This is a genomic window from Pseudomonas sp. NFACC24-1 (assembly GCF_900115235.1).
Taxonomy (GTDB): Bacteria; Pseudomonadota; Gammaproteobacteria; order Pseudomonadales; family Pseudomonadaceae; genus Aquipseudomonas; species Aquipseudomonas fluorescens_AA.
In genome coordinates, this window is sequence record NZ_FOVS01000012.1 from 23,609 (window position 1) to 37,510 (window position 13,902).

Consider the following 13,902-nt stretch of genomic DNA (forward strand, 5'->3'; position numbering starts at 1 on the left):
TGATATTCAGGGCATGAGGTCTCGTTGCGATGCAACGGTCAAGGGCCCATCAACCAGAGTCTGGATCTCTCTGAAGACATCCGAGGCCAACGTGGCCGGTACGCCCCAATAATCAAATATTCCCCCGTCATCTCGATGTTGGCCGCAAGTGACGAAAACACCTGTTCCAAAGCGCTGTTTCAGTCGAGTGGCCAACCAACCTACAAACCCACTGTTGTCCGCACCCTCTGGAAAATGGAAGCGGAAGACACCGAATAGCTCCTGCTCGACGGCATCGCAAGGGACCAGTTGACTCCATACGTTGTCATCCCGAACGAGCGCTAGCGCGTCAGGACGTACTGCGTTTGGAAAAGATGACAACGGAAATTCTAAAAACGCATACGTGCCGGTAAAGAACCTGACGCGCGCCTGGGTAGTCACGCGTAACAGTCGCCGCTCCGCGGTCTCTGCCGTTTCATGCGATATGTTCACCATTCCAGATCTCCGACCTATAAGCGCAAGGCGCTACCTTTGATTGACCTGAGGCATGTTAAGCAGGAGGATTTCCAAGATAAACGTTCGATATAGAACAACATTGACAACCAAAGGTTGTAGATATGGATAAGCTGAAAAGCATGGCGGCTTTCGTTGCAGCCGCCGAATCAAGTTCTTTTTCGGCAGCGGCGGCTGTATTGGGCGTCACCCCGCAACAGATTGCCAAACAGGTCGGCAATCTGGAATCGCAGCTAGGTCTCAAACTGATCACCCGAACCACTCGCCGACAAAGCCTGACCGCCTTGGGAAAAGAATATTATCTGCGCTGCAAAGCCATCCTGAGCGACGTTGAAGACGCCGAAGCGCTGGCACTTGCAGGGAACTCAACACCGCGCGGAAAGATAAGGATTAGCGCACCTTATAATTACGGCTCCCATCGATTAATCCCGTTCCTTACCCAATATCTGACGCGCTATCCAGAAACCGAAATTGAATTGGAATTGACAGACAGGTTTGTGAATATCGTGGAGGAGGGATACGAAGTGGTTTTCCGGCTAGGAAAACCGCGATTAGCCGACAGTGCAGCGTTGGTACAACGTGGTTTGAAACCTTTCAGGATGTTCGCCTGCGCATCTCCAGGTTACCTGTCGCGCAAAGGCACCCCGCTCCACCCCCAGCAACTCGTGGACCATGACTGTCTGGGGTATCTGTTTTCTGATCGAATGACAGACAAGCTTTGGCGGTTTACGAAAGACAGGCAGACATTTGCGATCCCCATTGCGAGCCGACTGAAAGTCAATAACACCCTGGCCAAGGTAAACGCAGCGTTGTTGGATTTCGGCATCACGCTCTGTGTGGAGGACGTGCTTGCGCCCTACGTGCAACGTGGGGAGCTGGTCGTACTCTTCGAAGACTTCGAAGGACCTACCTACCCCGTGAATCTGATATATCCAGCCGACCGTCGTCCCTCGGCAAAGGTCAGGCGCTTCATAGACGAAGTAGTCGTTGCTCTCGGCATGCCGCAAGCCCGGAGCAGCGAGGGCTGATATTTGGCGTTTTTACACCCAAAGGTCAGCCACTCCGATCAATTGAAAGACTTCCTCTCCCGGGGGCTCGGCGAAGATGATGTCCAGGTTACGGTAACCGGAGTGGTCCCCTACCAGGCTCAACTCGAATCGAGCCCCATTGGCGTCGGCTTCATAGCTTTTCAAGTAAGTCAGGTTCTTGGCTTCATTGACAACCACGTCCAACGTGCCGTTGTAACCATTTCCCAGCCGGGTAAAGCCCAAGGCGGACAAGTCGATCGTGTCCTCACCCGCGGTATAGTCAAGCAGGCGATCAGTGTGGTTTTCGGTGACGGTACGGTAGCTGTCGCTCAGTGCGTCGAAGCGGAACACATCGTTGTTAGCGCCACCCACCAACAGGTCCCGTCCCTCTGCGCCAACCAATACATCATTCCCCAGCGCGCCATAAAGGCGATCATCGCCTGCGAACCCTTCGATGATTTCGCCTCGAGCGTTGCCCTGTAAACGATCGGCTTCTTCGGTGCCCAGCAACCTGGCTTGCTGGAACAGGATGTTGGTTTCATTCAGCGTTTGGCTCAAGTCACCATCGAAGACCAATTCGAAGCGTTCCCCATCCGCGTTGCTATCAAAACTCTTGAGGTAGGTCCGCGTCCCGCTTTCATTGACTCGTATCGCCAGCGTTCCGTCATGTCCATTGCCCAGCCCGAGCAAGCCCAGGGAGGAGAGATCGATCGTATCGATGCTGGGGTCGAAGTCGATGATTCGGTCGCTATGGGCCGCGGTTGCGGTTCGGTAGCTGTCTGTGACTGACTCGTAACGGAACGTATCGGCCCCGGCACCGCCCGTCAGCAGGTCGCGACCTTGCTGGCCATCGAGCAGATCGTTACCGGCCCCGCCAACGATCGCATCATCAAAGGAGTTGGTACCCAGCAAGAAGTCATCATCGCGACCGCCGTCAAGATGGTAATAGCCGTCGTCGGGATTGCCAAAGCTGTGGTCCAGGCTACCGTCGGGGTTCAACTGAACCAGGGCGGCCAGATAGCCGTCCGCGCTCGTACCTTGGCTTGCGCCAATCAATAGCTTGCCGTCGGCCCGCACGATCATGTCGGCTACGGCGAAAGGCGCGTTTTCTGAGCCCCAACTTACCCAACCCTGATCACCGAAATCGGTGTCGAGCGAGCCGTCGGCGTTGAGTCGGATGACGGTCGCCACGCCACCCGAGGCGCCCGCCAGCAGGATTTTGCCGTCATCCTGGATAACGAGGGCATCTGCGTGAACATCCAGGGCCAGGCTGCCGCCGTTGGCAAAGCTGCTATCCAGGGTGCCGTCCTGGTTGAGGCGGGTCAGCGTATCTCGCCCCGTGACCAATACCTTCCCGTCTCCCTGCAGCGAAACGTCGATCGTGCCGCTGGGTTGAATGCCGACGGATGCTGGCAAGTGCAGGATCCCACCCTCTGCGAAAGACGAGACCAAGCCCCCCGTCGCGTCGAAGCGGGCGATATGGATTTCCCCAGAGGGGTACGCAGCGCTTGCGAAAAAGCTGCCGTCGCGTTGTACAGAGAGCGACGCTTGCTGGCCTAGAGATTCATTCCAGTAGAAAGGCACTGTCGCGGCGCCGCCGTTGCCGAAACTCGTATCGAGGCTGCCGTCAGCCAAGGTGCGACTCACGCCCGACACCCAGGCGTCGCCTACTTTCACGTATCGCGTCACCAGGTAGCCCCCTCCCGGCTGCACCGCTGCATTACCGCCGTCCTCGATATCGAGGGTCACAGGCAGGAGGGATTTACCGTCTCCACTGAAGTTGCGGTCCAGGCTACCGTTGGCATTGAACCGGACCAGACTGCCGGTGAAGCCTGAATCCTCTTCGCCCCCCAGCCCCAGGCGACTGTAGGCGCCCAGCCAGATAGTACCGTCTGGATCGACCGTGATTCCGCCGATTTTGTCCGAGCCCCATAAGGTTGTGGCTACCATGCCCGTGTCACCCACAGCCGAAGCGGCGGGCGAAGTGCTCTGCCCCATGTCCATGCCTCCGATAGCTATCTGTCGCCAAAAAACAATAGACACGACTTAGTCTGGTTGCCACTTTACGAAACGAAGAAAGGTTCTTGGACGACCCTCTACTCTGCTATCGACGCAACCAGTCTCGGGCAACTGTGCCAGGCTGGTTGAAGCCGTACAGCGTCCTGATATCACCCTAGACAGCACCTATCCGCTGGCCGAAGCCTCGGCTACGCACCGACGAGCTTCACGCGGCGGTCTCCAGGGCAAGGTCGTGCTGATCGCGCTCTTATGGCCCGACCTGCCCTTCATACCGCCGCCGAATCCGCTCCAGCCCCCCTGATCGCCGCAACTGCTCCAAAGCCTTGGTCCACGCCGCGACCACTTCGTCTTCAGAGTCCAAGCTAAAGGCGATATACAACGACGAACGATAAAGCTCGATGGGAATTTTCCGCAGCGTGCCCGGCGCGATGTTCAACTGGCGGCTGTAGTAAGCCACGCCCGCATCGGTGTCGCCGACAATGATGCCGGTGCGCCCGGCAAGCAGCATGCGATAGAGCAGCTTGCTTTCGGTGGCACTTTTGTCCAGGTTGTTGAAGCCCAGCGACTGCAGCCTCTGGGGCATCAGGCCGGCGTGGCGCGTGGTGATCTGCGGGGCACTCAGGAGTTGTTCCAGGGTGTTCAGCGGGGGCGTATTGGCCAATTGATAAGGGTGGATGGACTCTTCCACGATGGGCCCGACCCATTTGTACAGCGACTCGCGTTCTGGCGTGCGAAACAGGGAGTACATGATGGTCTTGGGGCGGTGCTTGAGTATTTGGGTGGCACGCATGCTGGGTTGCAGCAACACCTCGAAATCATCCCCGGTCAGCGCCATGATGGCCCGGACGATCTCGGTGGTCATGCCGGTGAGCCGGTTGTTTTCCAGATAGTTGTACGGTGCCCATTCTTCGGTGACGATCTGATACTGCTCGGCCCTGGCAACCGTGCCGAGCAAGAGACAAAGCAGCGCTGCAACCGATATCGAATGTCTCACGCGTACTCCTTGTGGACCGTTCGGTGTTCGTGCATGGGGGGGCCTGATTCAAGAGGGGCAAGGTAAGCATAGACCCAAACACTTGCCTGACAGTTGACGCAGTCCACATTCCACCCCTTAGCAGCCTCCGGACCTTGGTGTAGGATCAGCGCGACCGGATACGCGGCGCTCCCCTTGCGCCCTCCTCCCTGCGACCCAGCCCACATGAATCCTATCGATCCCCGGTCGTTTCAACGCATCATCACCGCCCATGATGGGCCACCCCTTCTTATGAGCCTCGCCCCATGAAAATCTGTGATCAATGCAGGTCCGTCATTCCTGACGAAAACGCTGCTTGTCCGCGCTGCGCCGAAAAAATGAGGCTCTCGGAAGAGGCTTTCGCCGCCACGTCCCAGCCGTCGAAAGGCTTGAAAATCCTTAAATGGGTGTTTATCAGCATTGTGGTTGCTGTGCTGGCGGCCGTAGCGGTGGTCGTGTGGATCTTTAATTCGTTGGGGCCGATGCCCTCTTTTGGTTGAGGGCGACTTCAGGCGCCACCACTGATCACGGCAACCGCAGCGAAACGCAGCTATCCGATTTTCCTATAGTTGCTATCGATGCCCACGCCGTTCTCGTCATCGGCCTCTCTCTCTAATCTGCCCACCAACGCGATCGATGACGATCGCCGCAGATCAAACCGACCTTATGGAGAGAGACACAATGAACACCTTCAACCGCACCCTGGCTGTCGCGACCCTGGCTTTGGCCACCCTCAGCGCCGAGGCCGCGTCGCCGGTCCAGGCCGCTGCAAGCGCATCCGCTGTCGGCAGCGTGATCCAGTCTGCCAGTTACATCACCACCAAGGATGGCGTTCAGCTGTATTACAAGGACTGGGGCCCGCGTGATGGCCAGGTCGTGACCTTCAGCCACGGCTGGCCGCTGGACTCCGACAGCTGGGAAGGCCAGATGATGTTCCTCGCCTCGAAAGGCTATCGGGTGATTGCTCACGACCGTCGCGGTCATGGTCGCTCCAGCCAGCCTTGGGAAGGCAACGACATGGACCACTACGCCGACGACCTGGCGGCGGTGATTGAAGCGCTGGACCTCAAGAACGTGACGCTGGTGGGCTTTTCGACGGGGGGTGGTGAAGTGGCGCGGTACATCGGCCGCCACGGTACCGGTCGGGTGAAGAAAGCCGTGCTGGTTTCTTCGGTGCCACCGTTGATGCTCAAGACAGACACCAACCCCGGCGGCTTGCCTATCGAGGTGTTCGACGGCCTGCGCAAGGCGTCCCTGGAGAACCGTTCGCAGCTGTACCTGGACATCGCCTCGGGCCCGTTCTACGGCTACAACCGCAAGGGTGCCAAACCCTCCCAGGGGCTGATCCAATCGTTCTGGGTGCAGGGCATGCAGGGTGGAAGCAAGAATACCTATGACTCGATTGCGGCGTTCTCGGCGACAGACTTCCGCGGCGATTTGAAGAAGTTCGACGTGCCGACCCTGGTCATCCATGGCGATGACGATCAGATCGTGCCCATCGACGCAGCAGGCCGGGCCTCGGCGGCGCTGATCAAAGGCGCCCGACTGATCGTCTACCCTGGCGCACCGCACGGTTTGACCGAGACGCACAAGGACCGCCTGAACCAGGATCTGCTGACCTTCCTCAAGGAATAACACCTGGATCGGTTGTGAGGGGCCTGCTCGCGAAAGCGGCGGGCCTGCTTGCATGGGTGTTGAATGGGCTGCCGTCATCGCGAGCAAGCTCGCTCCCACAGGGGGTCGGTTGTGACTCCAGACATGGCGTACATCCCGGATCAACTGTGGGAGCGAGCTTGCTCGCGATGACGGTGGAACACCTTGCATCTATTCCTCAGACCGCCCCGTACCCTCACGATCATGGGCATAGCATCGGTTGAGCGGAAACGCCGGCAACCAGGATTCACGGCGCACGGTCCAACTTTCGTAGGTGGGCATCAGTTGATTCGGCGCATCCAGGGTGCCCAGGTGAACTTCGATTTCGTCGCCAGAGCGGGCAAACAGTGACGAGCCACAGCGAGGGCAGAAAAATCGCCCGGCGTAGTCCCGGGTTTCACCCTCGATCGTCACCGCATCCTGGGGAAACACGGCCGCCGCGTAGAACAGTGCCCCGTGATGCTTGCGACAGTCCAGGCAATGACAGAGGCCGACGCGATACGGGCGTCCTGAGGCTTCAAGTCGAACATTGCCGCATAGGCAACCGCCGGTGAATGGGTTCATTGTGCATCTCCTCTACAACTGGACAGACAAACTTCACGAAACCGGTCGGTCAATGACAGGTGCATGCTGCGCCATCAATTCCGCCACCCAATCGATGAACACCCGCAGCTTGGCATTGACGTGGCGGTTCGGAGGGTAAGCCACGTAGAGCGGCATCGGGTCGAGGTGTCAGTCTTCGAACAACTGCACCAACTCGCCTTGCGCCTGGTGACGCCGGGACATGTACGCCGGCAACCAGAGCACGCCCAGCCCCGCCAGACCGGCGGCGAGGTAGGCGTTGCCGTCGTCGATGGCCAGGGCGTAGCGCCCTTTGACGTGAAGCAGCTCACTGCCACGGCGCATGGCGTAAGGCAAGGATTTACCGGTGCGCGCCCACAGGAAACCCACGGTGCGATGGTGCGAATCTTCCAATTCGCGCGGATGCGCGGGCCGGCCGAACCGTGCCAGGTAACTCGGGGCGGCGAAGACGCCGAGGGCGAGATCGCCGACGCGTCGGGCCACCAGCGACTGATCCGTCAGCTCACCGCCGCGCACCACGCAATCGACACTTTCATCGATCATGTCGACAATGCGATCACTGACGCCCATGTCGATCTGGATGTCCGGATAGCGTTCATAGAACGCCGGCAGGGCCGGTACCAGGATCATCACTGCCAGCGGGCTTGGCACATCCACCCGCAGGCGCCCGCGGGGTAGCGCCTGGGCGCTGGAGACGCTGGTCTCGGCATCGTCCATGTCGGCCAGCAAACGGATCACCCGTTCGTAATAAAGGGCACCGTCGGCGGTGACATTGACCTTGCGCGTGGTGCGGTTGAGCAACTTGACCCGCAACCGTGCCTCGAGCTGCTGCACCAATTGGGTCACGGTGGTCTTGCTCATGTGCAGGGTTTCAGCCGCCTTGGTGAAGCTGCCCGCCTCCACGACTCGCACGAATGCTTGCATCGCATCAAAACGATCCATTTCTACCCCAGGTATCGATCCGATTGTTTGGAGTTTACAAACAGTGATCGCCAAGGTTGCTCGTTTATCCCCCGGACACAAGCCCCTAGAGTGAATTCATCCTTTGGGACCCACTTTTTGATGGAGGTATTTCATGACACAGCGCGATGTAGTTTTTCCGCTCGGACGCCAGGCACTGTATGAGCGCAATCGCTATTCACCGGCGATTCGTTCCAATGGTTTCCTGTTCGTGTCGGGGCAAGTCGGCAGCACCGCCGACGGTTCGCCGGAACCCGACCTTGAGGCTCAGGTGCGGCTGGCGTTCAACAACCTGAAGGCGATCCTCGCCGCGGCCGACTGCAGCTTTGACGATGTGGTGGATGTGACGGTGTTCATGGTCGATCCCGAGTCGACCTTCGAACGGATCTGGAGCGTTGTGCCCGAATTCTGGGGCAGCGCGCCGCATCCGACACTGACGGCGGTGGGCGTGACGTGGTTGTATGGTTTTCAGTTCGAGATCAAGGTGATTGCCAGGTTGCCTGAGGCCACCTCGTGATGAACTGAGCTTTGCGCGTTGAATGTGTCGACGCCATCGCGAGCAAGCTCGCTCCCACAGGGGATTTGGACAGGCCGAAAAATCGAAGCCACCAACGATCCAGTGTGGGAGCAAGCTCACTCCCACAAGGGAATGGAAGTGCTGCGCCGGCTAACCCTTCACCGCTGCTTCAATCGCCGCGATGTCGATCTTGGTCATTGTCATCATGGCCTCGAAGGCCCGCTTGGCGACGGCCTTGTCAGGACTGGCGACCGCTTCAAGCAACACACGCGGGCTGATCTGCCACGACAAGCCCCACTTGTCCTTGCACCAGCCACAGGCACTGGCCTGGCCGCCGTTGTCGATGATCGCGTTCCACAAGCGGTCCGTTTCGGCCTGGTCTTCAGTTGCAATCTGGAATGAAAAGGCCTCGCTGTGCTTGAACACCGGCCCGCCGTTGAGGCCAATGCACGGGATGCCGATCACCGTGAAATCCACCGTGATCACATCCCCCTCCTTGCCCGACGGATAATCGCTCGGGGCCTGATAGACGGCGTTCACCGCACTGTCGGGAAACGTTTTGGCGTAGAACTGCGCAGCTTCGTGGGCACTGCCGTCGTACCAGAGGCAGATCCTGTTTTTATTGTTCATTCCGCTTCTCCGAAAGGGACTGGACGATAAAGTCTAGCAGTCCCCCGAAAGTTGCAGATGGCCGGGCCTCAGGTAAACAGATCGACCCCCAGCTGGAACGCGACCCACAACGCCAGGCCCGTGGCAAACATCAGCGCGATGTTCTCGAACAGGTTGTTGCGATATTCCTTGCCCAGCAGTGACTTCTGGTTGGACATGATCAGCAGGCCCAGGGAAATCACCGGCAAGCCGACGATATTCAGCGCGTTGACACCGATGGTCAGCGTGACGAAATCCGGCATGCCAGGGAGCGACCAGATCAACGGCGTCACGAGAATGAACAGCATGAACCATTTGTGCATTGGATCATGGTGGAATTCCTTGCCGTAGCGCTCCCGGCGCTCGGGCCGCACGTGCTGGAAGGCATCGGTGATCAGCATCGGAAACGCCGTGGTCTTGCCGGAGATGCTGGCGAACAGCGTGGCGAACACACCGATAAAGAACACGTACCAACCGATCGAGCCGAAAAACATTTCCAGGGCCTTGCCCAGATCGCCCAGGGTTTTGACCTCGATGCCGTTGGGTCGCAGGATTTCCGCACCGACGATCCAGATCGCCAGGTTGATGATGATCCCGACGAACACCGCAAACAGCAGGTCGTTACGCTGGATACGCTTGTGTTCAGGCCCCACCCAGCCCTTCTGGCGCATGACATACGGATGGACGAAGTTCGCGATGGAGCCGGCCACCGCACCGATCACCGAAACGGCCACCAGCAGCGCGCCGTGCACGCCTTCGTCGGGCGGAATGCTGAAGCCGATGGTGCCTTTGACGATGCCTGCGACATCCGGGCCGGACATCACTGCCAGGGCCAGGAACGCCAGCGTCATGATCGCCAGCAGGCCTTTCATCACGCCTTCGATCATCGAATAGATATTGCGCCCGACGAGCATCCACACCGCCAAGACCACCGCCACCGAACACAGCAGTGGATAGTCGACCTTGAGCAACATGGCCAGGGCTTCGCCAGCACCCTTGATCATGTAGGCATTCATCAGATGCCCCATGAGCAGCGCATACACCAGCAGGAACCAGGCGAAAAACGGATTGAGCTGGGCATAGCCTTGCAGGATGGTCATGCCCTGGTTATTGCAGAGCTGGAAGCGCGCGATGATGTTGACGATCAGATAGCGCAGCAGCAGAGAGACCGCCAGCACCCACATCATTGCGTAGCCGTAGTTCGCCCCCGCCACGGATGAGGTGATCAGGTCGCCAGCGCCCAGCCAGGAAAGAACGGCAATGATGCCGGGGCCGAGAAGCTTGAGCAGGCGCACGAAACGGCCTTGCACGGGCGTCGCAACCTTGCCTTCAGCGGAAGGAATGCTCGTCATGGATGGAATCTCCGTTTATTTTTTTTGTGAGAAACGGCCACAGTCGAACATACTAGATACGACGTCGTACAACCATTATTCATGCGTAATTATGTAAAAATGTTTCATGACCTCCCCCCCGAGATACCGCTGTATTCAAGAGCAAATTGCCACTAATCCTTCACCTGCTCGCCGTTATCGACCAACCAGCGCACCATCTTCGCCAACGGCACCCGATGCTGCTGGATGGCGCACCAACTGACGTGTTCATGGCGATACAACTCGACATAACGGTTGAGCAGCACATGGCGACCATCCTCGGCCAAGCGCAATTCAACTTCACGACAGTGCAATACATCCGGCTCGAGCAAGCGCATTCGCCGATGCAAGACCAACACCTGGTTATTCATCCGCGACGCCTCCATCCCGACACTGCGGGTTGTCCTCCATCACCGCGCCCAACTTGCCCTGCGCGACAAAATCGGCACGCCGCTGCGCCGTGGCATCGCGAAGCGCCACGTAGTAATCCGGTTCGGCCTGCAACGCGTCGGTCAGGGGCAATGCCTCGGCACGGCCATCGACAACGCCGCCGACGGTGTTGATCGTGCCCAGGGTGTCGACGGTGCTGCTGTTGTCGCCGAACGGGTCGACGGCAAAACTCAACACCTTGCCCGTCGCGTCCCGCAGGTTGGCGCTGCCCAGCAGCGGCAGTTCCATGGTGGGGCCGGGGGCAAGGTTCCAGACGCCGAAGGTCTGGCCGAAATCGGCGTTGTGGCGCTCGATGCCCAGCTTGCCCGACACGTCGATCAGCCCGACGATGCCCGCGGTGGTGTTGATGACGAACCGCCCCAGTGTATTGACCGAGCGTTGGCCATTGCCTTGCAGCAGGTCGTTGATGAACACCTTGGGCTCGCCGAAGTTCGCCACGAAGTTGTGGACGCCGGCCTGGAACATCTCCGGCAGCTTGCGATAACCACGGGCCACCGGGGCCAGCGCATAGTCATCCACGGTTCGGTTGAACGCGAATATGCCACGGTTGACCGGTTCTGCGGGATCGTAAACGTTGTAGGTCGCGCTTTCACACGAGCCCGGCGTTGCAGCGGGCGTACTGGAGCAACCGCTGGCGAGTGCCGCCAATACAACCACGACGGTGGATCGAACGAACAACGGAGCGGGCTTGGTGATCGGCATACAGGGTGATCTCGGCGAGGAATGGGATGCTGCCAATCAACTAAGAAACGGTGCCAGACACAGCTCTTGTGGCGAGGGGATTTATCCCCGCTGGGTTGCGAAGCGACCCTCAAACCAGACATCCCAGTGTGTCTGGTTCATTGAATCGACAGTTTTGGGGCTGCTTCGCAACCCAGCGGGGATAAATCCCCTCGCCACAGGTTCTGTGTGGGACCGGCTATCTTTTACTGACCGACATTGAGGCCATCCTGCCGCCGTTTTCTTGCCCGCAGATTTCCGGAATATTGCCCGCCGGCAACTTTATTACCGGGTTGAAATATATGACGCGGGCCCTGGATTGACCCTAGTATCCCCTCCTGTATTCATTACCCTGCGTGCCCACCGTGAGCCATTTATTACTGGTGGACGATGACCTCGAAGTCCTCGCCCTCTTGCGCAAGTTCCTCGAACAACATGGCTACAGCGTGGATGTGGCCGCCGACGGCAACGCCCTGTGGCAGGCGGTGGAACGCCAGGTGCCGGACCTGATCATCCTCGACGTCATGTTGCCGGGCGACAACGGGCTGGTGCTGTGCCAACGGCTGCGGGCCGAGCATACGGTCGGCATCATCATGCTCACCGCCATGGGCGAGTTGAGTGATCGCGTCGTCGGCCTGGAGCTGGGGGCGGACGATTACCTGACCAAGCCCTTCGATGCGCGGGAGCTGCTGGCCCGGGTGCGTGCCGTGCTGCGGCGCACCGGTGAAACCAGGGAGGCGCTGAGGGACGCCTCCCGGCCCATCCTGGAGTTCGAAAACTGGCAACTGGACGTCACCCGCCGCGAGTTGCGCTCACCGGACAAGGTCATGATCCCGCTGTCCACCGGCGAGTTCGAACTGCTGCTGGTGTTTGCCGAACACCCGCGCCGGGTGCTGACTCGCCAACAGTTGCTGGACCTGGCCCGCGGCGAAACCTTCGAGGCGTTCGACCGCAGCATCGACGTCCAGGTCAGCCGCCTGCGGCGCAAATTGGAGACCGACATCACCGGGACGTCGATGATCCGCACCGTGCGCAACAGCGGCTACCTGTTCAGCCCTCACGTGGTGAAGCGATGAAACCCGCGCGCTCGGGCACTCAACGTCCACGGGACACGGTGGCGCGCTGGATCGCCCTGACCACCATGATCGCCATGCTGACCTTGCTGGCCCTCAACGAACTGTTCAGCCTGCTGGCCGGTGCCTGGGCACGCCCTCCCCTGATGGAAACCGGCCTGATGGAAAAGGCCGCCGCCATCACCCGCATCATCGACTCCGTCGCCCCCGAACAACGCCCCGCGATTGCCGCGGCCGCCAGCGACCAGGCGTTCAACGCGCACTGGTTGCAGCGGCATGAAGAGGCGCGCCTGCCGGTGATCGACGACCCGGAGTTCAGTGAAGGTTCGGCGCTCCTGCGCCAGCAATTGGGCCGGCCGGATGCCCGGATCGAAGCCTACGAACCGGGGGACTGGCCGGCCGACCAACCGGATGCGCGCTACGCGGTGATCATCGAATTGGCCGACCATTCATGGGTGATTTTCTCCGTGCCCTCGCGCAGTTGGGGGCTGGGCGAATGGGCGCGCAACGGGATCATCATCGCGCTGATCCTGCTCTCGACGTTGATCGTCGCGCTGATCGCCACCCGGCACCTGGCGGCACCGCTGGAACGCTTTGCCGAAGGCGCCCGACGCTTTGGCGTCGACCATCAGGCGCCACCGATTCCGGTCATCGGCCCCCACGAAATCCGCCAGGCGATCCTCGCGTTCAACGCCATGCAGGCCCAGCTCAAGCACTTCCTGCAGGACCGCACCCAGATGCTCGCCGCCATCTCCCATGACTTGCGCGCACCGCTGACTCGCATGCGCCTGCGCGGGGAGTTCATCGAGGATGCCGAGCAGCAATCGCGCCTGTTCAGGGACGTGGATGAAATGCAGGCGATGGTCAACTCAGCCCTGGAGTTCTTCCGCGACGATGCCCGGCTCGAACATGCCACCGCGTTCGACCTGGCCGAACTGCTGCACACCCTCGTCGATGACCTCAAGGACGCCGGCACCGAAGTTGGGTTCGAAGGTGCCCAGCGCTTGGTGTATGTCGGTCGGCCCATCGGCATCAAGCGTGCCTTGGTCAACCTGATCGACAACGCGATCAAATATGGTGGCGAGCCGACGGTTCGACTCGAAGCCGACGCCCACCGTGTGGATATTCGCATCCTCGACCGAGGGCCGGGCATCGCCGCCCAATACCTTGAGCAGGTCTTCACGCCGTTCTTTCGTATCGAAGGTTCTCGCAACAAGCACACCGGCGGCGTCGGGCTCGGCCTGTCGGCGGCCCGGGCGACGGTGCTGGAGCATGGCGGGACGCTGACCCTGCGCAATCGCAAGGGTGGCGGATTGGAGGCCAGGGTCTCGCTGCCGCTTGACTGAAGGCCCCGATGTGTCGATCCGCGCTAAACAAT

At 59.8% G+C, this 13,902-nt stretch carries 14 protein-coding genes and 1 pseudogene; 6 read left to right on the top strand and 9 right to left on the bottom strand.

The window, feature by feature from the left end:
• Positions 1-6 precede the first annotated feature (6 nt).
• Complete coding sequence (locus BM317_RS31120) at positions 7-474, bottom strand: DUF6196 family protein (protein WP_092167239.1); 468 nt, start codon at positions 472-474, stop codon at positions 7-9.
• A 122-nt stretch (positions 475-596) separates the two neighbouring features.
• Here BM317_RS31120 and BM317_RS13060 point away from each other — a divergent pair, with 122 nt between their 5' ends.
• Positions 597-1,520, top strand: coding sequence for a LysR family transcriptional regulator (locus tag BM317_RS13060; protein ID WP_092474503.1), 924 nt, complete (start codon positions 597-599; stop codon positions 1,518-1,520).
• 12 nt (positions 1,521-1,532) lie between these two features.
• On the opposite strand, the gene BM317_RS13065 is transcribed toward BM317_RS13060, so the two are convergent.
• Both BM317_RS13065 and BM317_RS13070 read right to left on the bottom strand, forming a co-directional pair.
• On the bottom strand, positions 1,533-3,518 hold the full coding sequence (locus tag BM317_RS13065) for a M10 family metallopeptidase C-terminal domain-containing protein (RefSeq protein ID WP_092474505.1): 1,986 nt from the start codon (positions 3,516-3,518) through the stop codon (positions 1,533-1,535).
• 268 nt (positions 3,519-3,786) lie between these two features.
• Complete coding sequence (locus BM317_RS13070) at positions 3,787-4,533, bottom strand: substrate-binding periplasmic protein (RefSeq protein ID WP_092474506.1); 747 nt, start codon at positions 4,531-4,533, stop codon at positions 3,787-3,789.
• Between the two features lie 284 nt (positions 4,534-4,817).
• Here BM317_RS13070 and BM317_RS13080 point away from each other — a divergent pair, with 284 nt between their 5' ends.
• The gene (locus BM317_RS13080; protein WP_092167228.1) at positions 4,818-5,051 is read left to right on the top strand and encodes a hypothetical protein; all 234 of its coding nucleotides are present in this window, start codon (positions 4,818-4,820) and stop codon (positions 5,049-5,051) included.
• A 181-nt stretch (positions 5,052-5,232) separates the two neighbouring features.
• Positions 5,233-6,186, top strand: a complete 954-nt coding sequence (locus BM317_RS13085; RefSeq protein WP_092167226.1) for an alpha/beta fold hydrolase — start codon at positions 5,233-5,235, stop codon at positions 6,184-6,186.
• A gap of 189 nt (positions 6,187-6,375) precedes the next feature.
• On the opposite strand, the gene BM317_RS13090 is transcribed toward BM317_RS13085, so the two are convergent.
• Together BM317_RS13090 and BM317_RS13095 are read right to left on the bottom strand one after the other, a co-directional pair.
• A complete protein-coding gene (locus tag BM317_RS13090; RefSeq protein WP_092474510.1) occupies positions 6,376-6,768 on the bottom strand; it encodes a GFA family protein in 393 nt (130 codons plus the stop codon).
• Positions 6,769-6,801: 33 nt separating this feature from the next.
• Positions 6,802-7,728 (bottom strand): annotated as a pseudogene (locus tag BM317_RS13095) (LysR substrate-binding domain-containing protein).
• 133 nt (positions 7,729-7,861) lie between these two features.
• Between BM317_RS13095 and BM317_RS13100 the strand changes: the two are divergent.
• A complete protein-coding gene (locus tag BM317_RS13100) occupies positions 7,862-8,263 on the top strand; it encodes a RidA family protein (RefSeq protein WP_092474513.1) in 402 nt (133 codons plus the stop codon).
• A 150-nt stretch (positions 8,264-8,413) separates the two neighbouring features.
• On the opposite strand, the gene BM317_RS13105 is transcribed toward BM317_RS13100, so the two are convergent.
• From BM317_RS13105 to BM317_RS13120, 4 genes are all read right to left on the bottom strand, one after another.
• Entirely contained in the window at positions 8,414-8,893 is a 480-nt protein-coding gene (locus tag BM317_RS13105; protein WP_092167219.1) for a VOC family protein, read from the bottom strand.
• Positions 8,894-8,961: 68 nt separating this feature from the next.
• Positions 8,962-10,263 (bottom strand): Nramp family divalent metal transporter, encoded by a 1,302-nt coding sequence (locus BM317_RS13110; protein WP_092167216.1) that lies wholly within the window; start codon positions 10,261-10,263, stop codon positions 8,962-8,964.
• 152 nt (positions 10,264-10,415) lie between these two features.
• Positions 10,416-10,652 (bottom strand): hypothetical protein, encoded by a 237-nt coding sequence (locus tag BM317_RS13115; protein ID WP_092167214.1) that lies wholly within the window; start codon positions 10,650-10,652, stop codon positions 10,416-10,418.
• Positions 10,645-11,433, bottom strand: coding sequence for an MlaA family lipoprotein (locus tag BM317_RS13120; protein WP_092474515.1), 789 nt, complete (start codon positions 11,431-11,433; stop codon positions 10,645-10,647). The genes BM317_RS13115 and BM317_RS13120 overlap by 8 nt, the downstream gene beginning before the upstream one ends.
• A gap of 383 nt (positions 11,434-11,816) precedes the next feature.
• On the opposite strand from BM317_RS13120, the gene BM317_RS13125 reads away from it, so the two are divergent.
• Positions 11,817-12,527 (top strand): response regulator, encoded by a 711-nt coding sequence (locus BM317_RS13125; RefSeq protein WP_092167329.1) that lies wholly within the window; start codon positions 11,817-11,819, stop codon positions 12,525-12,527.
• The gene (locus tag BM317_RS13130) at positions 12,524-13,870 is read left to right on the top strand and encodes a sensor histidine kinase (protein WP_092474517.1); all 1,347 of its coding nucleotides are present in this window, start codon (positions 12,524-12,526) and stop codon (positions 13,868-13,870) included. The genes BM317_RS13125 and BM317_RS13130 overlap by 4 nt, the downstream gene beginning before the upstream one ends.
• Positions 13,871-13,902 lie beyond the last annotated feature (32 nt).